20 protein-coding genes are annotated in these 21658 nt (G+C 70.2%); 8 read left to right on the top strand and 12 right to left on the bottom strand.

Annotated elements, in window-relative coordinates:
* Positions 1-30 precede the first annotated feature (30 nt).
* The 5 genes from FQ142_RS00535 to FQ142_RS00555 all read right to left on the bottom strand — a co-directional run bounded on the left by FQ142_RS00535 (position 31) and on the right by FQ142_RS00555 (position 3610).
* The gene (locus tag FQ142_RS00535; protein ID WP_045252789.1) at positions 31-999 is read right to left on the bottom strand and encodes a hypothetical protein; all 969 of its coding nucleotides are present in this window, start codon (positions 997-999) and stop codon (positions 31-33) included.
* Entirely contained in the window at positions 996-1976 is a 981-nt protein-coding gene (locus tag FQ142_RS00540) for a CPBP family intramembrane glutamic endopeptidase (protein WP_052677591.1), read from the bottom strand. Before FQ142_RS00540 ends, FQ142_RS00535 begins: the two co-directional genes overlap by 4 nt.
* Positions 1976-2611, bottom strand: a complete 636-nt coding sequence (locus FQ142_RS00545; protein ID WP_056414053.1) for a DUF3887 domain-containing protein — start codon at positions 2609-2611, stop codon at positions 1976-1978. Before FQ142_RS00545 ends, FQ142_RS00540 begins: the two co-directional genes overlap by 1 nt.
* A 138-nt stretch (positions 2612-2749) precedes the next feature.
* The gene (locus FQ142_RS00550; protein ID WP_149421799.1) at positions 2750-3307 is read right to left on the bottom strand and encodes a dihydrofolate reductase family protein; all 558 of its coding nucleotides are present in this window, start codon (positions 3305-3307) and stop codon (positions 2750-2752) included.
* Positions 3308-3403: 96 nt separating this feature from the next.
* A complete protein-coding gene (locus FQ142_RS00555) occupies positions 3404-3610 on the bottom strand; it encodes a hypothetical protein (protein WP_149421800.1) in 207 nt (68 codons plus the stop codon).
* A gap of 174 nt (positions 3611-3784) precedes the next feature.
* On the opposite strand from FQ142_RS00555, the gene FQ142_RS00560 reads away from it, so the two are divergent.
* Entirely contained in the window at positions 3785-4753 is a 969-nt protein-coding gene (locus FQ142_RS00560) for a G5 domain-containing protein (protein WP_149421801.1), read from the top strand.
* 45 nt (positions 4754-4798) lie between these two features.
* Here FQ142_RS00560 and FQ142_RS00565 read toward each other — a convergent pair whose 3' ends face one another.
* Both FQ142_RS00565 and gnd read right to left on the bottom strand, forming a co-directional pair.
* Positions 4799-5131: a hypothetical protein gene (locus FQ142_RS00565; protein ID WP_149421802.1), complete on the bottom strand. Its 333-nt coding sequence runs from the start codon at positions 5129-5131 to the stop codon at positions 4799-4801.
* A gap of 170 nt (positions 5132-5301) precedes the next feature.
* Positions 5302-6357 (bottom strand): phosphogluconate dehydrogenase (NAD(+)-dependent, decarboxylating), encoded by a 1056-nt coding sequence (gene gnd / locus FQ142_RS00570; protein WP_149421803.1) that lies wholly within the window; start codon positions 6355-6357, stop codon positions 5302-5304.
* Positions 6358-6513: 156 nt separating this feature from the next.
* Here gnd and FQ142_RS00575 point away from each other — a divergent pair, with 156 nt between their 5' ends.
* Positions 6514-7692 (top strand): MalY/PatB family protein, encoded by a 1179-nt coding sequence (locus FQ142_RS00575; RefSeq protein ID WP_149421804.1) that lies wholly within the window; start codon positions 6514-6516, stop codon positions 7690-7692.
* A gap of 790 nt (positions 7693-8482) precedes the next feature.
* Here FQ142_RS00575 and FQ142_RS00580 read toward each other — a convergent pair.
* Positions 8483-9679 carry a MalY/PatB family protein gene (locus FQ142_RS00580; protein WP_262492007.1) on the bottom strand — a complete coding sequence of 399 codons (1197 nt, stop codon included), beginning with the start codon at positions 9677-9679 and terminating at the stop codon, positions 8483-8485.
* 228 nt (positions 9680-9907) lie between these two features.
* Positions 9908-10135 (bottom strand): DUF2188 domain-containing protein, encoded by a 228-nt coding sequence (locus tag FQ142_RS00585; protein WP_149421805.1) that lies wholly within the window; start codon positions 10133-10135, stop codon positions 9908-9910.
* A gap of 204 nt (positions 10136-10339) precedes the next feature.
* Here FQ142_RS00585 and FQ142_RS00590 point away from each other — a divergent pair, with 204 nt between their 5' ends.
* Positions 10340-11938 carry a serine/threonine-protein kinase gene (locus FQ142_RS00590; RefSeq protein ID WP_149421806.1) on the top strand — a complete coding sequence of 533 codons (1599 nt, stop codon included), beginning with the start codon at positions 10340-10342 and terminating at the stop codon, positions 11936-11938.
* A gap of 132 nt (positions 11939-12070) precedes the next feature.
* On the opposite strand, the gene FQ142_RS00595 is transcribed toward FQ142_RS00590, so the two are convergent.
* Positions 12071-12535, bottom strand: coding sequence for a VOC family protein (locus FQ142_RS00595; RefSeq protein WP_149421807.1), 465 nt, complete (start codon positions 12533-12535; stop codon positions 12071-12073).
* Between the two features lie 100 nt (positions 12536-12635).
* Between FQ142_RS00595 and FQ142_RS00600 the strand changes: the two genes are divergently transcribed.
* Genes FQ142_RS00600 through FQ142_RS00610 form a run of 3 tightly spaced genes read left to right on the top strand, consistent with a single transcriptional unit; the run spans position 12636 to position 16183 of the window.
* On the top strand, positions 12636-13607 hold the full coding sequence (locus FQ142_RS00600) for a helix-turn-helix transcriptional regulator (RefSeq protein ID WP_149421808.1): 972 nt from the start codon (positions 12636-12638) through the stop codon (positions 13605-13607).
* Positions 13608-13646: 39 nt separating this feature from the next.
* Complete coding sequence (purL, locus tag FQ142_RS00605) at positions 13647-15980, top strand: phosphoribosylformylglycinamidine synthase subunit PurL (RefSeq protein ID WP_149421809.1); 2334 nt, start codon at positions 13647-13649, stop codon at positions 15978-15980.
* The gene (locus FQ142_RS00610) at positions 15977-16183 is read left to right on the top strand and encodes a hypothetical protein (RefSeq protein ID WP_149421810.1); all 207 of its coding nucleotides are present in this window, start codon (positions 15977-15979) and stop codon (positions 16181-16183) included. Before purL ends, FQ142_RS00610 begins: the two co-directional genes overlap by 4 nt.
* A gap of 31 nt (positions 16184-16214) precedes the next feature.
* Here the strand turns inward: FQ142_RS00610 and FQ142_RS00615 are convergent, their stop codons facing one another.
* Positions 16215-16787 carry a TetR/AcrR family transcriptional regulator gene (locus FQ142_RS00615; RefSeq protein ID WP_149421811.1) on the bottom strand — a complete coding sequence of 191 codons (573 nt, stop codon included), beginning with the start codon at positions 16785-16787 and terminating at the stop codon, positions 16215-16217.
* Positions 16788-16857: 70 nt separating this feature from the next.
* On the opposite strand from FQ142_RS00615, the gene FQ142_RS00620 reads away from it, so the two are divergent.
* The gene (locus tag FQ142_RS00620; RefSeq protein WP_149421812.1) at positions 16858-19416 is read left to right on the top strand and encodes an MMPL family transporter; all 2559 of its coding nucleotides are present in this window, start codon (positions 16858-16860) and stop codon (positions 19414-19416) included.
* Positions 19417-19726: 310 nt separating this feature from the next.
* The gene (locus FQ142_RS00625; RefSeq protein WP_149421813.1) at positions 19727-20077 is read left to right on the top strand and encodes a TraR/DksA family transcriptional regulator; all 351 of its coding nucleotides are present in this window, start codon (positions 19727-19729) and stop codon (positions 20075-20077) included.
* 29 nt (positions 20078-20106) lie between these two features.
* Here FQ142_RS00625 and FQ142_RS00630 read toward each other — a convergent pair whose 3' ends face one another.
* A complete protein-coding gene (locus tag FQ142_RS00630) occupies positions 20107-21657 on the bottom strand; it encodes a serine hydrolase domain-containing protein (RefSeq protein ID WP_149421814.1) in 1551 nt (516 codons plus the stop codon).
* Position 21658 lies beyond the last annotated feature (1 nt).

The following is a 21658-nucleotide window of genomic DNA, read 5'->3' on the forward strand; positions in this document are numbered from 1 at the left end:
GCTGAGACTTCGGTCATCGAAGCCTCAGCGCTATAGAGACTCGTTGAGTATCGCGGCGGCGCGGTCGGCGTCGGGCATCGCGATCTCGAAGGAACGACCGACGTCGTCCGAGACGTGCAGAGAGCTGGCGGCACCGAGAGCGAGCGCGACTCGGCCGGGCGCGTCGAGACGCACTCCCCACCCGAGCGGTCCAAGAGGGCTACGCGCGGTCTCGGCGTGGGCTCGCGTGACGCGATCGATGCGGATCCGGCCCGGTCCCATCACCGGTGTGGACACGACGGCATCTCCGACGATCGTCACCCGCCATCGCGTCGCGCAGAGTCCCACGAGACCGATCACTCCGCCGGCGATCCCTGCGCCCCACCACAGCAGGCCGGTCGCGGCGAGCACGACGAGCACGATGCCGGATGCGAGCAGCGCCAAAGCCGCAGGAGAGACGAATCTCCGTTCCCAGCGCGTGGGCGCATCCTCCTCCTGTCGCGTCGGCCGGGAGGCGGCCTCAGAAGGGGTCACGTCACCGCGGACGGCGATCCCCGAGCTGATGCCCACCGCCAGGCCGACACCCGCAGCGACGAGGAAGGGCAGGATGCCGGGGTCTGCCGCCAGCCACGGATCGACCACGGTCAACGACGGTGCCACGATGATCGGCAGCGCGAGCGACACGGTGACGGTGATGGCGCTGATCGCGCCGGTCGTGGTTCGACGCGTCCACGCGGACCTCGTCTCGCCGAAGACCAGGTAGCCAGCGAGGACCGTCCACCCCACTGCCGCGGGACCCGCGACGATCGCGATCGTCGCAATCAGGCTGCGCACAGTGGTCACCTGTCCGGCGGCCCACTGGTTCGCGATCTCGGCCGGCAGGCGCGGAGCCCAGAGCGCGGTGATCGCGACGGCACCGATCAGCGCACCGGCGATCGGCAGAAGAACCATCCACCAGACGCGCATGTCGACGCCCGAGCGTGTGCGTGCGTCGATGCGATCCTGCGTGTTCGTCGTCATGTATGGCCCCCCGTGCGTGATGCGTCGTCGCGAACCTCTGACAGGTCCTGGCGCTCTTCGAGCCTGTCATGCGGGTTTTGCGCTGTCAAGTTTTCCTTTCGCAGTCGCTTTGTCAGAACGAGGACTCCGATGACGGCGATCATGATCAGACAGGTCACCCATCCCAGCGGAGAGATGGCCAGAAGGTCGACCTGCTGACCGGCCGCTGCGACGAGAGTCGCGAATGACGCAGTCGCGTTGAACGCGGAGTGGGCGATGACCGCGGGCCAGATCGATGTCGATCGGAGACGGAGCCACCCGAGGATGATCCCGAAGAGCACACACGCCAGCACCATCATGCCGAGGCCGAGAAGATCGGGGCGGCCGAAGTTGTACCCGAGGAGTATGAGCGGAGCGTGCCAGAGACCCCAGATCGCGCCGCTGAGCACGAGCGCGGGCCACACCCCCAGGGGGAGGAGGCGGGGGAGGAGCCACCCTCGCCATCCGACCTCTTCGGCGAACGCGAACGGTGCGCTGACCACCGCGTTGACCGGGATTGCGGCGAGCTGCATGAGCACCACCACGGCACCGGGGATCGCGAGGTCGGAGACGCCCAGCGCACGGACCGACTCCACGTATCCGCTGAACTCGACGAGGTCGAGTTCGATCAGTCCGAGGGCAGCTGCCAGGAAGACTCCCGCGATGACGATCGCCGACCCGAGGAACAGTCCGAGCACACTGAACCAGATCGGACGCGACACCGGACGCGGCGATGTCACGCCCAGCGCACGCCACCGCTCCCCCGGGCGAGGTTTCTGCGCACCCCATGCCGCGAGCACTCCGAGAGCGGGAGCGAACATCACTCCCACGATCAGGAATGGCGCCAGCGGACTCGCGAGACCGCCGGTGAAGTACAACGGCAGCGCGATGACCCACGCGCCGACGAACGACACCAGGAGGAAGAGGATCAGACTCCTCCCGCCGACCTGCGAGCGCATCAGGCGCTCCCTCCTGCCGACGATTCCGGCGCGTTCAGGATGAAGAGACCCGCGATCCGGCCGTCATCGCGGATGCTGACCTTGCCGATCATCTCCCCGGCCTCGAAGGTCAGCGGGACGTCGATCACGACCAGTCCGCTCACCCGGTGCGAGGCGGGCTCGCCGGTCTTCTCGAGAGACCCGACCGCCGCCAGGACGCTCGCCCATGTGTCGCCGAGCGCCTCCGAGGTCATCGCCGACGTCATCTGGTCGTCGAAGTCGGCGACCACCGCCGCCGGATCGCCGGCCGACAACTGCGCGAAGACCGCGATGGCGCGATCGATCGCTGCAGCTGGCACGTCCTTCGCCACAGCCTTGCCGGTGCGCGGATCGAGCGCCTGCCCGAATCGCTGGTACGCGGCCTGTCGAGAAATATTCAATGTGTCTCCCACTTCCTGCCATGTCGCGCCCGCACGACGCGCGTCCTCGACACTCGTCGCCAGGAGCCGATCCGCTTCTGCCTTCAACCCGGCAGCCGCACCGACCAGGCGCATCGCCGTCGCTCTGCTCTCCCGCGAGTGCAGGAGCCCAGCCACCGCCTGCGCACGAGCGAGCGCGGCAGCGGCGATGGAGAACGAAGCCCGTGAATCAGTCATACGTCAAGGATGCCTTCACGTGGCATTACCTGTCAATATCTGGTTTACAGCACGGAAGAATGCATACTACGACGGCCTGTGGAACTCCCCGCGCGACGAGTCGGGCCGCCTCGCGGACCTCTCCCGACGACCGGGGACTCACGCGGGACGATAGATCTGCGCGACCGCACCCGACGCGAACTCCCGCCGATCGACCAGGCGCAGGGCCAGCCGCTCACTCAAGCCGTCGAGCAGCCGCGGCCCGTGCCCGGCGACGAGCGGATGCACGACGAAGGTGTATTCGTCGATCAGGCCGAGCTCGGCGAGAGCCAACGGCAGCGTCACGCCACCGACGGACAGGCCCTGCCCCGGCTGCTCCTTCAACCGCCGGACGGCCTCGCCCAGATCACCGGTGACGAGTTCGGCGTTCCAGTCGACGGAGGGCAGCGTGCTCGAGACGACGTGCTTCGGCATCCGATCGAGGGCGTCGGCGAACGGCACCTCCCACTCGTCCATCCAGTCGGGCCACACCCCGGATGCCGGGCGGCGCCAGGCCGACTGCATCATCTCGTACGTGGTTCGGCCGTAGACGACGGCATCCGCTCGCTGCATGTCAGCGACCCAGAAGCCCATCAGCTCCTCATCGGGGGCGACCCCCGCCTCGTGATGGACGCACCCGTCGAGCGTGACGTTGATGGAATAGCGCAGTGGTCTCATCTCGCCGATCTCCTTCGATGCGGGCGGTCGCGGGTGGTGCGGGATGAGGATCAGAGTACTGCTGTGGCTGAGCGGGCGCGGCACTAGCCCCGAGGCCTAGGTCGAAGTGTTGCGCTTCCAATCCGGGCGGACCTTCCAGGCCACGAAGGCGCTTGCCGCGAAGACCGCGCCCAGCACCGACGGGATCCACGGTTGCAGCATCGAATCCGGATCGGTGATGCTCGGCACCAACAGGATCAGCGCGGCCCCGGACACGACCATGGGGATGAAGGATCCGAGGAACCAGCCGACAGAACGCTTCACTTCCGACCTCCGATGCGGCGATGCAGGAAGCACCGATGCTAGCAACGGGGCTGATTCACGATTCATCACGTTTCAGATTCGGCTGTTGTCGGGCGCGCCGTCGTACCGATATACAGGCAGTGGCGCTCTGGGGAACGCCGGCGATTCATCGCCTCATCGTCGAGGGGAACACTCATGTCACAGCCACCTGCCGCCTGGCATCCGGATCCGGAGAATCCCAATCAGCTGCGCTGGTGGGACGGCCAGAAATGGACCGGCGCGACCGCGCCGTCGCCCGCTGCCGCCGCGACGACACAGTTCGCCGCTCCCGCAGCGGCCGCAGCAGCCGAGGCCTCCGCACCGAGCGCGCGTCGCACCGGATGGCGCACGGCGGGGATCATCGTCGGCGCACTCGTCGTCGGTGGGCTCCTCGCCAGGCTGTCGCCGATCGCGATCCTCCTCGTCGCGACCGCCGTGATCGCGGTGGGCCTGGTCGTGCTGTTCTCACGCCCTCTGCCCGCCCTCGGCCTTCGATCGCGGCCGTCCGGCCTGCTGGCCCTCGGCCTGGCCGCACTTCTCTTCACCGGCGGCGGCCTCGCGAACGCGAGCCCGAACAGCGGTGGCACCGTGACTGCGGGCGGCAGCTCCCCGTCATCCACGCCGCAGAGTGTCGCCGCGGTGCCGAGCTCGACACCCACGCCCACCCCGATTCCGACCACGTTCGAGACGGTGACCGAAGAGGTCCCCGTGCCGTTCGAGGCCACGACCGTCGACGACCCGCAGCGCGACCAGGGCACGACTGCTCTGGTCACCGCCGGCGCGAACGGCGTGAAGGTCGTCACGTATCGAGTGACTCTGGTCGACGGCGTGGAGGTCTCGCGTGAGGCCATCGGCGAAGCGACCTCCGTGGCGCCCGTCGCGGAGGTCACGGCGATCGGGAGCAAGGCGCCCGCGCCCGTTGCACCCGCAGCTCCGGTGCCGCTCGTGCAGCAGGGCGGCGGATGCGACCCGAACTATGCCGGAGCCTGCGTGCCGATCGACAGCGACGTCGACTGCGCAGGCGGCAGCGGGAACGGACCGTCATACGTGCAGGGTCCGGTGCAGGTCGTCGGCAACGATATCTACGACCTCGACCGCGACGGCGACGGGATCGCCTGCGACTAGCGGCGCGTCAGATGCTGCGGGCGCGTTTCGTCTCGCTTCGCTCGCTCAACGGGCGGGGACCGTGGTCACCAACGCCGTGGCGATGGCGGCGGCTGTGAGCCCCAGCACTCCCGAAGCGAGGAACGCGACACCCGCGGGCCAGACCGCGAGCAGCGTGACCTCGTAGCTGCCCTCGCCCATCGGCTCCAGCTGCTCGATCGACCCGGTGACCGTCAGCGCGATGCCGACGATCAACGCGATCAGAGGGATGCTCCAGGCGAGCGTCCACGACAGCCGGCGAACCGTCCTGCGGCTCAGCGGGGGCGGGGCAGGTTCGTCGCGCGTCTCGGTCCGAGCCTGCGCGGTGCGCTCGCGCGCAGCATCCGGTGTGCCATCCATGCCTGCACCATAGCGCTCGCGGGTCGGGCACGGACATGCGCCAGGAGTGCGGATGCGGGCGCGTTTCGTCTCGCTTCGCTCGCTCAACGGGCGGGTGGGCGGGGCGCGTTTCGTCTCGCTTCGCTCGCTCAACGGGCGGGGCCTCGCACGACGAGCGAGGCCCACTCGACTCAGTCGGACTCCGCCTTGCGCGCACCGGCCTCGAGCACGTCGCCGGCGGGCAGCTCCTGGTGCCCGCCGAACTGCAGACGCATCGCCGACAGCACCTGGTTCGCGAAGTGGTCTTCGCCGCGCGACGCGAAGCGCTCGAACAGCGAAGCGGCGAGCACCGGCACGGGAACTCCGACGTCGACGGCGGCCTTGACGGTCCAGCGGCCCTCGCCCGAGTCCGACACCCGGCCGGCGAGTCCGTCGAGCTGCGGGTTCTCGGCGAGCGCGGCCGCGGTCAGGTCGAGCAGCCACGACGAGATCACGGATCCTCGGCGCCACAGCTCGGCGACCTTCGACGTGTCGATGGGGAACTGGTAGAACTCCGGCTCCTCGAGCGGGGCGATCTCGGCGGAGTGCTCGGCCTCGCGCACCCCGGCGTCCGCGTTGTGCAGCAGGTTGAGGCCCTCGGCGATCGACGCCATGATGCCGTACTCGATGCCGTTGTGCACCATCTTCACGAAGTGCCCCGCACCCGACGGGCCGCAGTGCAGATATCCCTGCTCCTCGGGACTGAGGTCGCCGGTGCGACCGGGCGTGCGCTCGATCTCGCCGACGCCCGGGGCGATCGTGCGCAGCACCGGCTCGATGCGCTGCACGGCCTCGTCGGGCCCGCCGACCATGAGGCAGTATCCGCGGTCGAGGCCGAACACTCCGCCGCTGGTGCCGACGTCGACGTAGTGGATGCCGCGCTCCCGCAGTGCCGCAGCACGCCGCACGTCGTCGCGGTAGTTCGAGTTGCCGCCGTCGATGAGGATGTCGCCCTCATCGAGCACCGCCGCGACCTCGTCGGCGACCTGTCCGGTGAGAGAGGCGGGCACCATCATCCAGATCGCCCTGGGGGCTTCGAGCTTCGACGCCAGGTCAGCCATGCTGTCGGCGCCCGTCGCTCCCTCCGCGACGAGGGCCTGCACGGCATCCGCATTCACGTCGTAGACCACGCAGTCGTGGCCGTCGCGCATGAGACGGCGCACGATGTTGGCGCCCATCCGGCCGAGTCCGATCATCGCGAGCTGCATGAGGTTCCCTTCGTCGCCGCCGACTCGCGGTACCGCGAGCCGGGTCGGGGCAATCCTGGCACGCGAGGCTATGACGCTCAACGGCGACCCGCGGGCAGATGCCGTGCCTGTCGCCGACCCGGGCCCGGTGTCGCCGGCGGGTGGAAGGATTGGACCATGACCTCCCCCGCGTTCGACCGGATCACTCGCGACGACCTGCACAGCGCGGGCAGCCTGAAGTGGACGACCTTTCCCGACATGATCGGCGCGTTCGTCGCGGAGATGGACTTCGGTCTCGCCCCCGCCATCACCGACGCGGTCAAGGATGCTCTCGACGTCGGCGTGACCGGCTATCTGCCCGAGCGTCTCGCGAAGGACCTCTCCGCCGCGACCGCCCGCTGGTACGCAGAGTCGTACGGGTGGGAGATCCCCGCCGACCGGGTGCACCATGTGCCCGACGTGATCGCCGCGTTCGAGCTGGCGATCGAGAACTTCACCTCTCCGGGGTCGGCCGTCATCGTGCCGACGCCCGCGTACATGCCGTTCCTCTTCGTGCCGCCGATGCACGATCGCCGGGTGATCGAGGTGCCGAGCATCGAGGTCGATGGACGCTGGGTCATGGACCTGGATGCCGTCGCCCAGGCATTCCGCGACGGCGGCGAGATGCTCGTGCTCTGCAACCCGCACAACCCCCTCGGCACCGTCGCGACCCGCGACGAGCTGCTCGCCATCGCCGAGACGGTGTCGGCGGCGGGCGGACGCGTGTTCGCCGACGAGATCCACGCCCCCATCGTCTACGCCCCGGCTCAGCACATCCCCTACGCCTCGGTGTCGGATGCTGCGGCCGCCCATACCTTCACCGCGACGTCCGCGTCGAAGGCGTGGAACCTCGCCGGGCTCAAGTGCGCCCAGGTGATCATCTCGAACGACGCCGACGCCGAGCTCTGGGAGCGCCTCGGATTCTGGCCAGGGCACGGCACCTCGACGCTGGGCGTGGTGGCGAACATCGCGGCGTACACCGCCGGCGCCCCGTGGCTCGACGACGTCGTGCAGTACCTCGACGGCAACCGGCGGATGCTCGCGCAGCTCGTCGACGAGAAGCTCCCCGGCGTGCGGATGATCGTGCCGGAGGGCAGCTACATCGCCCTGCTGGACTTCCGCGAGACGGGGCTGACCGGCGATCTCGCCGAGTGGTTCCGCGAGCACGCGGGCGTCGCGATGACCGACGGAGCCGCCTGCGGCGAGGCGGCCATCGGCTACACGCGGTTCGTGTTCGCGCTGCCCCGACCCCTGCTGGTCGAGGCCGTCGAGCGCATCGCTGCGGCGCTGGCCGGGCGGGCCTCAGTCTCCGTCTAGCCGCCGCGGGCGCCTGGCCGCCGCACCGCGCCCGCCGCACCGCGCCCGCCGCGCCGCGCCCGCCCACCAATTCGAGCGGGGTCAGTTCCGCACCGGAAACAGCCCTCCCGGATGCGAAATCGACCCCGCACCGCGCCCAGCCGCCCGACCGCCGCACCGCGCCCGCCCACCGATTCGGACGGGGTCAGTTCCGCACCGGAAACAGCCCTCCCGGATGCGAAATCGACCCCGCACCGCGCCCAGCCGCCCGACCGCCGCACCGCGCCCGCCCGCCCGATTCGGACGGGGTCAGTTCTGCACCGGAAACAGCCCTCCCGGATGCGAAATCGACCCCGCACCGCGCCCGCCCGCCCGACCGCCGCACCGCGTCCGCCCGCCCGATTCGGACGGGGTCAGTTCTGCACCGGAAACAGCCCTCCCGGATGCGAAATCGACCCCGCACCGCACCCGCTCGCCCGCCCGCCGCACCGCGCCCGCCCACCCGATTCGGACGGGGTCAGCTCTGCACCGGAAACAGCCCTCCCGGATGCGAAATCGACCCCGCACCGCGCCCAGCCGCCCGCCCGCCGCACCGCGTCCGCCCGCCCGATTCGGACGGGGTCAGCTCTGCACCGGAAACAGCCCTCCCGGATGCGAAATCGACCCCGCAGCGCGCCGCGCCCGCCCAGCCGCCCGCCCGCCGCACCGCGCGCGCCCGCCGATTCGAGCGGGGTCAGTTCTGCACCCGAAACAGGCCTCCCGGATGCGAAATCGACCCCGCACCGCGCCGCGCCGCGGCCGACCAGCCGGTTCAGCGGTCGCGCACCGCATCCCCCATCGCGGCGATGGCCTCGCGAAGGATCGGCCGAGGGGTGGCGAACACCACGCGGACGTGGTCCTCGTATCCCCGACCGAGCAGGCGGCCGTCGGTCAGCACGACGCCCGCCTGGTCCCGGAAGAACGCGGCGGGCGAGCCGTCGATCTCGAGCGCACGTGTGTCGATCCAGCCGATGTAGGTCGCCTCCGGTTCGCGGTACACCGCCCCGGGCAGCTGCTCGGCAACGAGCGACCCGAGCTCGCGACGCGACTGCGAGAGATACTCCAGCACCCCGTCGAGCCACGGCCTGCCCTCGCGGTAGGCGGCAGTCGAGGCCACCACTCCGAGCGTCGCGGCGCCGTGCTGCACCGAGAACCCGAACCTCTTGTACAGCTGCTGGTCGGCGTCGTTCGAGGCGATCAGCTGCGCGGTCTTGAGCCCGGGGAGGTTCCAGGCCTTCGATGCGCTCGTTCCGGTGATCGTGTGCGCCGCCGTCGAGTCCGACAGCGAGGCGTACGGGGTGAACGGCCGGCCGTCGAAGCGCAGCGGCGCGTGGATCTCGTCGGCGAACACGCGTGCGCCGTGCCGCTCCACGATCTGGGCGAGAGCTTCGAGCTCCGCACGCTCGACCACGGTTCCGGTGGGATTGTGCGGATTGCAGAGCACGAGCGTGCGGGCACCGGCCTCGAAGGCCTCGTCGATGCGCTGCAGATCATGCTGCCAGCGCACCCGCCCCTGCGCATCGACCGTCTCGATCCCGGGCACCTCGACCACCGGATGACCGATCGACGGCAGATATGTCAGAAACGGCATATATGCCGGAGTCGGCACGATCACCGCCGATCCGGCAGGCGCATACTCCTCGACGGCGACGCGCAGGGCCGCCATGACATCGGAGACCGGATGCACGCGGTCGGGGTCGATGTTCCAGCCGTACTCGTCGTGCATCCATGCCGCCGTCGCCTCGCCGAGCCTGGCGGCCAGCGGCGGCGAGAGATACCCGAGGTTCTCCTCGTCGATCGCCCGGTGCAGCGACTCCGCGATCGCGGGCGCGACACCGAAGTCCATCTCCGCGACCCAGGCCCCGATGCGACCGGGATGCAGACTCCACTTGCGGCTCTCGGGTCGATCGAGATCGAACCTCGTGCGGGAGTCGAACGGATGGGGGTCGGCGTTCACGGAGTCGCTCACGGTGCTCGACGCTCAGCCTTCAGCTCGACATCGCGGCGCGCACGCGCGGCGCGATCGACGACTCTTCACGACGGTGCGGCGACTCTCGGACACGGAACTCCTTCACGGCGGAGTCTCCAGGGTACGGATGCCCGCGGGCTCCCGGCCAGTCCGATGTCGGCTCGTGACACGCCTGATCACATTCCGTGCGGCCCTCCGACCGGGTGATCGTCGCTCAGGTGATCGCGCTCAGTTCATGAGGTCGCGCGGATGCCAATCGTGCAGGTTGCGGGTATCCGACGGGCCCTCTTCCGCACGCACCGCGTGCTGAACCTGGCGTGCGGCGGCCGCACCCCGGCCGACCCGGACCGCCTCCTCCTCGGTCTCGAAGCTGGAACCCAGCGTGCGGGCTTCGCCCTCGATCCGGTTGAACCAGATCCCGTCACGCTGGAAGGTCTCGATGTCGCCTGCGGCCATGCCCCTACCTTTCGATCTCCCTCTTTTCTACGTCAGAGTGCGACCGGGGCCGAGACCCTTGACACGTTCGGGCACGCTCTCCGTGCGCCGCTCAGGCGACCGCATCCATCGATCGGCGTCCGCGTCAACCCCTGTGACGAGCACCCGCCGCCGTCGATACCGTGTGACGTTGCATGACCCGGATGCAGCTGCAAGGAGCACGTGATGACGCTGGAAGTGATGTCGCCCACGGCGGCACTGCTCGATGGACGCTACATTCTGCACGACCGTGTGGGACAGGGCGGCATGGCGACGGTGTACCGCGCCGAAGACACCCACCTCGGCCGCACCGTGGCGATCAAGATGATCCACGAAGGTCAGGGGCCCGTCGCCTCGATCGAGCGCGCACACACCGAGAAGACGCTGCTCGCCTCGCTGAGCCATCCCTCGCTCGTCACGCTGTACGACGCGCAGCTCACCCCGAATCGGCCGCAGTACCTGGTCATGGAGTTCGTGAAGGGGCCGACGCTGGCCGACCGCATGACCGACGGCCCGATGCCGCCCGCAGACGTCGCGCGGATCACCCGCGACCTCGCCGCGGGGCTGACCGCCGTGCACGCGGCGGGGATCATCCACCGCGACGTCAAGCCGTCGAACGTGCTGCTCGCCTCCGACCGCACGGGTCGACCGGTGGTCGCGAAGCTCGCCGACTTCGGCATCGCGTGCGCCATCGACGACACCCGGCTCACCACTCCCGGCATCGTGCTCGGCACGCTCACCTACATGGCCCCGGAGCAGCTCCGCGATCAGGAGCCCGGCACGCCGGTCGACGTGTTCTCTCTCGGCCTGGTCGCACTCGAAGCCCTCACCGGCGAGGCCGGATACCCCTCGCTCGCGTCGGGGCGCGCCGCGGCCATCGCCCGGCTCGCGCACCCGCCGATCATCCCGGCGACGGTGCCCGACGACTGGCGCGACCTGATCACGCGGATGACGCGCCTCGACCCGCAGGAGCGCCCGGCCGCCGCCGAGGTCGCCCGCGTCGCGCGCGGCCTGGTGCGGGGGTACGCCGCCGATACGAGCGAGACCGCGATCGCCGCGGGTTCCGCATCGATCGTCGCGGCCGCCGGAACGGCCCCCGCACGGGGTGCGGTCGGCGCAGTCGGTGCAGCCGGTGAGGCCCGCGCAGTCGGTGTGGTCGGTGCGGCAGGCGGAGTCGGCGCGGCAGGCGGGGCAGACGCAGTCGGCGGGGCAGACGCAGTCGGCGCGGCAGGCGAGCAAGTTGCGGCCGATACGGCGCATGAGCCGGATGCGGTGGGCCCGGCGCGGGATCCGGGAGCGGCCGGGGCGACTCGGACCGGTGCCACGGCCGTGTTCCCCGCGACGGACGGCGCGGACGCTCCCCTTCGCGCCCGCACGCCGCGCGGCGCCCGCACCGGCACCCGCACCCGCGTGATCGCCGGCGCTGCCGGTGTTGCCGCGGCCGGGGCGCTCGTCGTCGGGCTCGCGGCGTTCACCGCGCCGGCATCCGACATCGGGCGCGTGGCGTCGACGGCCGTCGTCCGTACGGCGTCGACACCCGCTGAGGCCGAGCCGCAGAGCACGCCCGTCGAGACGGTCACCGACGCGGATACGCCGGCGAACTCCGGAACCCCCGGCAACTCGGGCAACCCCGGGAACTCGGGCAACCCCGGGAACTCGGGCAACCCCGGGAACTCGGGGAACCCGGGAAACTCCGGAACCCCCGGAAACTCGGGCAAGGCCGACAAAGCCGACAACCCCGACAAGGCCGACAGACCGGACAAAACAGACAAGCCGGACAAGTAGAACGGCGACTCCGGCCGGAACTGACCCGGGTCGCGCGTTCACGATTCAGCATGGGCGGGCTCGCTCCCCCTCGACACCGCAGTCTCGGGCCGCTCGGCCGCATCTCATGCTGAATCGTGAACGGCGTCCGGCTCAGCCCGCGTACTCCGCGCGCACGTCGAGCACCCAGGTCACGCCGAAGCGATCCGTCAGCATGCCGAAGCCGGGCGACCATGGTGACGCCGCGAGCGGTTCGATGATCGAGGCCCCGTCTGCCAGCGCATCCCAGTATCCGGTCAGCTCGGCCAGCGAATCGGCCCGCACCGACTGGAAGAACGTGCGATCGGTGAGGGTCGCGCCGTTCTCCCGTGTGGTCGTGCCGGCGGTCGCGGCCGTGTCCTCCGCCGCTCCGGGGATGTCGTACGCCATGAGCCGGAACCCGTCGGCGTTCTCGACCTGTCCGAACACGACCTTGTCAGCACCGGGCACGTCGGCCGGCATCCCGACGTCTCCGTAGGTCGCGAGTGTCACCTCCCCACTGAAGACAGACCGGTAGAACTCGAGCGCAGCCCGCGCCGTGCCGCGGAAGTTGAGGTGGGTGGTGGTTGCGATGGACATGGGATCTCCTCGATCGTCGCGGCAGCGTATCCGCCGTCGAGAGCCACACTCTCGCCAGAAGAGGACGGTTTCGGTCCTCTTCTTGACGCAGAATGAGAACATGACCGGCAGCTCCTCCCGCATGCTCGCGCTGCTCTCGCTGCTGCAGACCCCGCGCGACTGGCCAGGGCACGTGCTCGCGGACCGACTCGAGGTCACGTCCCGAACGGTGCGTCGTGATGTCGACCGCTTGCGCGAGCTCGGATATCGGATCCGCGCGAGCAAAGGTCCCGACGGCGGCTACCGATTGGACGCCGGCTCCGAGCTGCCGCCCCTGCTCTTCGACGACGACCAGGCCGTCGCGATCGCGGTCGCGCTGCAGAGCGTCCCCGCCACGGGCATCGACATCGCCGAGGGCGCGGCTCGCGCACTCGCGACGGTGCGCCAGGTGATGCCGGCGCGGCTGCGGCATCGGATCGACGGCATCCGCTTCACGGGCGTCGAGAACGAGACGCGGGTCGACCCCGCTGTGCTCGAGGCGGTCAGTGCCGCCGTGCTCGATCGCCACGTGCTGCGCTTCGACTACGGCGACGCTGATCGCCCGGCCAGACGCACGGAGCCGCACGCGGTGGTCGCCAGGGAGGGACGCTGGTATCTGCTCGCCTGGGACCTCGATGCCGACGACTGGCGCACGTTCCGACTCGACCGCATGTCGCCGCGTCTGCCCACGCGTCTGCCCTTCACCCCGCGCGAGCTCCCTGCCGCAGACGCGCAGACGTACCTCGCTGCACGGGCGAAGGGGGCGGATGCCGTCGACCGCTGGCCCTGCATCGGCGAGGTGGTCATCGACCTCCCGGCGAGCGAGGTCGCCCACTGGATCGGGCGTGACGGCACGGTCTCCCCCATCGGTGCCACCGCGTGCCGTGTCACCATCGGATCGTGGTCGTGGGTCAGCGTCCTCGCCTCCCTGACCCGCTTCGATGCCCCGTTCACGATCGTCGGCCCGCCCGCCCTGGCCGACGCTGCGCGCACGCTCACGGCCCGCTTCGCCGCCGCGTCCCCGCCGACCGTCGGTGTCGGCATCCCCCGGTAGACTGGCCATGCCCCGCCGGCCCCTCATCTAGGAGTGCGCGTGACCACCGCCCCTGCACCTGCCCACAAGCACGTCCCCGACTCCGTCGAGAACGCGACCGCTACTCCCGAGAAGGAGCAGCCCTACGCAGCGCTGGGCCTCAAGGACGACGAGTACGCGAGGATCCGTGAGATCCTCGGTCGTCGCCCCACCTCCGGCGAACTGGCCATGTACTCGGTCATGTGGTCGGAGCACTGCTCGTACAAGTCGTCGAAGAACTACCTGCGCCGCTTCGGCCAGAAGGTCTCCGACGAGATGAAGGAACGCCTCATGGTGGGCATGGGCCAGAACGCGGGCGTCATCGACGTCGGCGAGGGCTGGGCCGTCACCTTCAAGGCCGAGTCGCACAACCACCCCTCCTTCATCGAGCCGTTCCAGGGCGCGGCGACCGGCGTCGGCGGCATCGTCCGCGACATCATCTCGATGGGTGCACGCCCGGTCGCGGTCATGGACGCCCTGCGCTTCGGCGCGATCGACCACCCCGACACCGCCCGCGTCGTGCACGGCGTCACCAGCGGCATCAGCTTCTACGGCAACTGCCTCGGCCTGCCGAACATCGGCGGCGAGACGGTCTTCGACGCCGTCTACCAGGCCAACCCGCTCGTCAACGCGCTCGCGGTCGGCGTGCTGCGCCACGAAGACCTCAAGCTCGCCAACGCCACCGGCGTGGGCAACAAGGTCGTGCTGTTCGGCGCCCGCACGGGCGGCGACGGCATCGGCGGTGCCAGCATCCTGGCCTCCGACACGTTCGCCGACGGCGGCCCCACCAAGCGTCCCGCCGTGCAGGTCGGCGACCCGTTCGCCGAGAAGGTGCTCATCGAGTGCTGCCTCGAGCTGTACCGCGACGAGCTCGTCGAGGCGATCCAGGATCTCGGCGCCGCCGGCATCTCGTGCGCCACCAGCGAGCTCGCGGCCAACGGCAACAGCGGCATGAAGGTCTCGCTCGACAACGTGCTGCTGCGCGATCCGTCGCTGACGGCCGAAGAGATCCTGATGTCGGAGTCGCAGGAGCGCATGATGGCCATCGTCGCGCCCGAGAAGCTCGACGCGTTCCTCGCCGTGGTGAACAAGTGGGAGGTCGAGACCTCCGTGCTCGGCGAGGTCACCGGCGACGGCCGCCTCATCATCGACTGGCAGGGTGAGCGCATCGTCGACGTCGACCCCTCGACCGTCGCGGTCGACGGCCCCGTCTACGACCGCCCGGTCGCGTACCCGACGTGGATCGACGCGCTGCAGGCGGATGCCGCCGAGAACCTTCCGCGCTCCAACGACCCCGACGTGCTGCGCGAGCAGTTCCTGAACCTCGTCGCCTCGCCGAACCTCGCCGACACCCGCTGGATCACCAACCAGTACGACTACTACGTGCTCGGCAACACGGCCCTCGCGTTCCCCGACGACGCCGGCATGATCCGCGTCGACGAGGAGTCGGGCCTGGGCTTCGCGATCTCGACCGACGCGAACGGCCGCTACTCACAGCTCGACCCGTACGCGGGCGCACAGCTCGCCCTCGCCGAGGCATACCGCAACGTCGCCGTGACCGGCGCCGTGCCCACCGCGATCACCGACTGCCTGAACTTCGGATCCCCCGAGAACCCCGAGGTCATGTGGCAGTTCGGGCAGACGGTCGACGGCCTGGCCGACGGATGCTACGAGCTCGGCACCCCGGTCACCGGCGGCAATGTCTCGTTCTACAACCAGACCGGCGACGTGCCGATCCACCCGACTCCGCTCGTCGGCGTTCTCGGAATCATCGACGACGTCTCGCGCCGCATCCCCTCGGGGTGGCAGGACGAGGGTCAGAACATCTACCTGCTCGGAACCACCTCGACCGAGCTGTCGGGGTCGGCGTGGGCCGAGACCGTGCACCAGCACCTCGGCGGACTGCCGCCCAAGGTCGATCTCGCAGGCGAGAAGCGCCTCGCCGGCCTGCTCGCGGCGGCTCGCGACGAATGGCTGATCTCGTCGGCGCACGACCTGTCCGAGGGTGGACTCGCGCAGGCACTCGCCGAGGGCGTCTCTCGCTTCGGAGTCGGAGCCCGCGTGTGGCTGAACGAGATCCTCGAGCGCGACGGTGTGGATGCCGCATCCGCCCTGTTCTCGGAGTCGACCGGCCGCGTCATCGTGACCGTGCCGCGCGAAGACGACGTCAAGTTCCGCGGACTGTGCGAAGGCCGGGGATACCCGGTCATGCGCATCGGCGTGACCGACACCGAGGGCGCCAAGCTCGAGGTGCAGGGCGTCTTCACCGTTCCGGTCACCGAGATCCGCGAGCGCTCGCAGGCCACCCTTCCCGCCGCCTTCGGCCCGACGGTCGCCGAGCCGGTCGGCGCATGAGCGAGCTCAGCCGGCAGCCCGACCCGTCAGGTCGCCCCGAGCGGGCGCGGCCCGACGCGAGCGGCCCTGCCGAACTGAGCGAGGACTACGGCGATCTGGGCGAGCGTCGGAATCGCCGCATCCGCCTCGTCGCGTGGACGGTGATCGTCGCGCTCATCCTCGGCGGTGGCGGCGCGACCGTACTGAGCCTCCTCATCGTCTGACCCGGGTCCGCGCTGGCGACCCGGCGACGGCCTAGCGGGAGAAGAGGAACCGGGTCAGCTGCACGATCGACTCCGGGTCGTGGCGTTCGCGCCCCAGCGATTCGACGATGATCGCCCCGAGGATGGCGCGTCCGAGCTGTTCGACGGGGGCGTCGGCGACGAGCTGGCCATCGCGGATGCCGCCGCGGATGCGCGCGGTCAGGTACTTCTCGACGCCGAGGCTTTCTCCGAGGTGCGCTCCGACACCGGCATCCTCGGTCGCCGCGGCGACGAGCGACCTCAGCAGCACCCCGCCCTCCGGCGCCTCGAGGATCGAGAGCACGCTGCGCAGCCAGGTCTCGACGTCGGCGGCGAGGTCTCCCGTGTCGGGGACGTCGAAGTCGACGGGGATCAGCCGCCCCTCGGCGAGGCATTCGCCGATCAGCGCGCCACGCGACGGCCACCATCGGTAGATGGTCTGCTTGCCGACGCCGGCCTCCTTCGCGATCCCCTCGATCGTGAGTCGGTCGTAGCCCTGATTGTGGAACAGCCGGGCCGTGGCATCGAGGATGGCCTCGCGCGCCGCTGTGCTGCGCACGGGCCCGCTCCGATGATCGTTCACCACGAGTTCAGGATAACCACAGAACACGAGACGAGACGCACCGTATGATCATTGATGTCTGAAGGAGATCGTCGTGGCATCACTGCTCTACCGTCTGGGTTCCCTCGCTGCGCGCAAGGCATGGACGGTGATCATCTCGTGGGTCCTCATCCTCGGCCTCGGGGTCGGCGCGTTCCTGACCCTCGGCGGCACGCTCAGCAACAGCTTCGACATCCCCGGCACCGCGTCCGGCGCGGTGACCGATCAGCTGGCGAAGAAGCTGCCCGACACGGCCGGGGGCACGGGAACCGTGGTCTACCGGACCACCGACGGCTCGGCCTTCACGGAGCAGCAGAAGCAGGAGATCTCGACGCTGGCATCGAGCGCCGAGGATCTCGACGGCGTGGCGTCGGTCATCGACCCGTTCGAGACCCAGCAGCAGCGGGCCGAGCAGGCCCAGCAGCTCGCCGACGGCAGCGACCAGGTCGAGGGCGGGCGGGCGCAGCTGGATGCCGGACAGACGCAGCTCGACGAGGGGCGCGCGCAGCTCGAGTCAGGGCTGGAGCAGCTGACCGCGGGCCGGGCGCAGGCTGAGGCCGGCGGTGCCCCCGCCGCACAGCTCGCAGCGCTCGATACGCAGATCGCCGCACTGAACGGGCAGCTCACCGAGCTGGAGGCTCAGCAGAAGACCATCGACGACTCCCGCGCCGACCTCGATGCGAACGCCGAGAAGGTCGACCTCGGCACGACGCTGCTCGGCCTCTCCGACGGCATCGGCGTCGTGTCGGACGACGACTCGACCGCGATCGTCAACGTGTCGTTCGAGGATCCGCGACTCGAGCTCTCGGAGGAGATCAAGCAGGGCACGATCGATCACTTCGAGTCCGCGCCGATCGACGGCGTCGAGGTCGACTTCGGCACCGACATCGCGCAGGGCGTGCCTGAGATCTTCGGGGTCGGCGAGGCCGTCGGACTCGCCTTCGCCGCGATCGTGCTGATCGTGATGCTGGGAACGCTGATCGGCGCCGCGCTGCCCATCGTCACTGCCATCGTCGGCGTGGGCGTCGGTGTGACCGCATCCCTCGCCTTCTCGGGCGTCGTCGACATGGCATCCGTGACGCCCGTGCTGGGCGTGATGCTGGGCCTCGCCGTCGGCATCGACTACTCGCTCTTCATCGTGAACCGACACCGCAAGCAGCTGCTCAACGGCGTGCCGGTGCGGGAGTCGATCGGGCTCGCCACCGGCACCTCGGGCACCGCCGTCGTGTTCGCCGGTACCACGGTCATCGTCGCCCTGCTCGCCCTCAACGTGACGGGCGTGCCGTTCCTCGGGCTCATGGGCACGGTCGGCGCGGTCTGCGTCGCGGTGGCCGTGCTCGTCGCGATCACGCTCGCACCAGCCATCCTCGGCCTCGTCGGCACCCGCCTGCTGAGCGGCAAGGCCCGCGCCACGATCGGCCAGCCGCATGCCGCGGGCACGCCGGTGAAGCGGATGTCGACGCTGCGCGCCATCGTGACCGCCCTCGTCAGTGTGATCGCGCTGCTGATCATCGCCATCCCCTCGATGTCGATGCGTCTCGGCCTCCCCGACGGGGCCAGCGAGCCGTCCGACTCGACGAGCTACCGCGCCTTCCACGCCGTCGAGGAGCAGTTCGGCGAGGGAGCCAACGGCCCGCTGCTCGTCACCGCGACCCTCGACGAGGCGGTGAGCGATGACGACCTGCTCGCCACGCAGGTCGAGGTCGCCCAGAAGATCGCCGATCAGGATGACGTCGTCGCCGTCGCGCCGATCGCGACCTCCGACGACAACACGCTGCTCGCGTTCCAGGTGCTGCCCGCCGAAGGCCCGAACAGCTCGTCGACCGAGAAGCTCGTGCAGGACATCCGCGCCCTGCCGCAGCTCGACGGCGGCATCACCCTGGGCGTCGCAGGTCAGGCGGCGACCAACATCGACATCTCCGAGTCTCTCGCCGGCGTCCTGCCGCTGTACCTCGTGGTGGTGGTCGGGCTCTCGCTGCTCATCATGATCGTCGTGTTCCGCTCGCTGCTGGTGCCGATCATCGCGACGGGAGGCTTCGTGCTCTCGCTCTTCGCGACGTACGGGCTGATCGTCTCGGTGTTCCAGTTCGGCTGGGGTGCCGACATCATCGGACTGCACAGCACGGGGCCTATCCTGAGCTTCCTGCCGGTGATCCTCGTCGGCATCCTCTTCGGGCTGGCGATGGACTATCAGCTGTTCCTCGCATCCGGCATGCGTGAGGCGTATGTGCACGGCGCCTCGGCACGCGATGCCGTGGCGCAGGGCTTCCGCGCCGGCCGTTCGGTCGTCATCGCCGCGGCGCTGATCATGGTGTCGGTATTCGGCGGCTTCATCTTCTCGGAGTCGACCATCATCCGCTCGATCGGCTTCGGCCTCGCCTTCGGCGTGCTGCTCGACGCCTTCGTCGTGCGGATGCTGCTCATGCCGGCGCTCATGCACCTGCTCGGACGCTCGGCCTGGTGGCTGCCGCGGTGGCTCGACCGCATCCTCCCGAACGTCGACATGGAGGGCGCCGCCCTCGAGCGCGACCACCCCGGGGTGCGGACCGACACGGTCCAGGTGGTCTCACCGTCGGGCGGAGAACTCCCCGACCGGCGGACGTCTGACAGCTAGGCCACCGCCGCACGCAGAGGACTCCGCCCGACACGGAGCACGACCAACCCGGTGTGCGCACCGACACGGTTCAGGTGGTCTCGCCGACGGGCGGAGAACTCCCCGACCGGCGGACCTCTGACAGCTAGGCCACCGCCCCACGCAGAGAACTCCGCCCGACACGGAGGTGCCTCCAGACGGGGAAGACTCCGCCCGACACGGAGGTGCCTCCTCACGGGGAAGACGCCACCCGGGCGTGCGGCAGCAGCGGATGTCGGAGAGGGTCGGCACGCAGGCAGCGGATGTCGGAGGCGCGGCTTAGAGTGTGCGGATGACGTCGGATGCCCGCTCTCGCCTCACCGTGCTGCGCGCCGAGTCCGCGGCTCGGGTCGCGGCGACCGCGGCGACCCTTGCCGAGCTGATGCACGACCGCGAGGGGTCGAACGACGACGACGAGCACGACCCCGAGGGCGTCACGCTCTCGTCGGAGTGGTCACGACTGACCGGGCTGGCCGAAGCGGCGGCATCCGAACTGCGGCAGGTCGACGACGCGATCGCCCGCCTGGATGCCGGTACCTATGGCGTCTGCGCGCACTGCGGCCGACCGATTCCGGCGGCCCGCCTCGAGGTGCGCCCGTTCGCCACGCACTGCGTCGCCTGTGCCGAGAAGCTCGGCCTCTGAGCGGCTGCGCCCGGCCCGCCCCCGTCACCTCACCAGAGGAAGGTGACGCCGACCGCGAGCCCCGCACCGATCACGGCGACCGGCCACCAGAGCCAGGCGCGGCGACGCGGGAGGAACGGCAGCGGCGTCCGCGACGCGCGAAGCACGAGCACTCCGATCGCGGCGAGCGCGGGAGCGAGGGCGAGTCCCCACAACCACCCGCCGACCGCGAACCAGGGTCCGCTGTGCCAGAGCAGCAGCAGTCCGAATGTCGCCCAGATCAGGTCGCTGACCGACGGGAGCAGCGCCGTCACCCGGAACGAACGCAACAGGGCGATCAGGCCGAACAGCAGCGCGAGTCCGAAGACACCCCACGCCACGGTCGCCGTCGGGGCGTCGACCTCCGGGATCGGGGCGCCCGACAGGTATGACATCGCGATGTAGTCGGCCGGGGCCACGGTGTTCGACAGGGCGAGGAACGCCGTCCCGGCATCCCGATCGAGAGTGAGCATCGTGCGGAAGCCCGCGGTGCCGCCGTTGTGCCACGTCTGCAGGCCCTCGCCCGAGAAGGAGGGCGAGGTGATCCATCCCCACCCGATCTCGGTGCCTTCGCCCATGGGCGCGGTGGGTTCGAGCGCTGCGGCGCCCGGCGCCGTGCCGTCGAGGTTGGCCTGCGCCCAGAGCGCGAGGTCTGCGGCGGTCGTGAAGGTCGACGAGCCGGCCGGCAGGTATCCCTCACCCGACCAGCGGGGTGCACGGACGCCGTTGATGAGGAATCCGGGCACGGCATCGGCCGGAACCTCGTCGGCGGTCGCCGCGACGACCGTGTCGTCCATGCCGAGCGGGCCGGTGATGCGCTCCTCGAGCAGGGTCGCGTAGTCTCCGGCATCCGCTGCCTCGACGAGCGCGGTGCCGAGCAGCGAGACGGCGAAGTTCGAGTAGAGGGATCCCTGGTCCGGGTCGACGGGCGCCACCGCGGCATCCGCTATCAGCTGCTCGGTCGTCGTGGTCGCGTAGGGGTTCTCGTTGAGGAGCACACCGGTGACTGCGGCGTCGGCGGCCGTGGCCCCGAGGCCGGGCAGACCCGACGTGTGCTGCGACAGCGAGGCGAGGGTCACATCGCCGGCCGGCGTGCCCTCGAGGTCGGGCAGGTGCTCGGCGAGGGCGTCGTCGGCGCTCACTTCGCCGCGCTCGATCGCCTCGGCGAACAGCGCCCCGGTGAAGGTCTTGGTGATGGATCCGAGCTCGAAGACCGTGTCGGCGGTCGGCGCTCCCGGAGTGCCCGGGTCGGCGTCGCCGAGTCCCGCGAAGACCGCCCCGTCGGGGCCGATCTCGGCGACCGAGAGCGAGCGGAAGCTGTCGAGGCTGCCGGGAAGGGAGCGGATGCGGTCGGCGAGACCGGCATCGCCCGCCGTCGAGGCGCTCACGGTCTGGTGCTGCGGGCCGATCGCCGTGCCGAGCGCGACACCCACCACGGCGGCGGCGCCGATCACGGCGAGGATCGCGCGGGTCGGGCGGCGACGGGGCGCCTCCGAGCCGCTCGCGCGGACCTCGGGGTCGAGGGGTGTCGAGGGTGTCGGGGGTGTCGAGGGGGTGGTCACG

The sequence above is a fragment of the Microbacterium sp. ANT_H45B genome (genome assembly GCF_008369345.1).
Classification (GTDB): Bacteria; Actinomycetota; Actinomycetes; order Actinomycetales; family Microbacteriaceae; genus Microbacterium.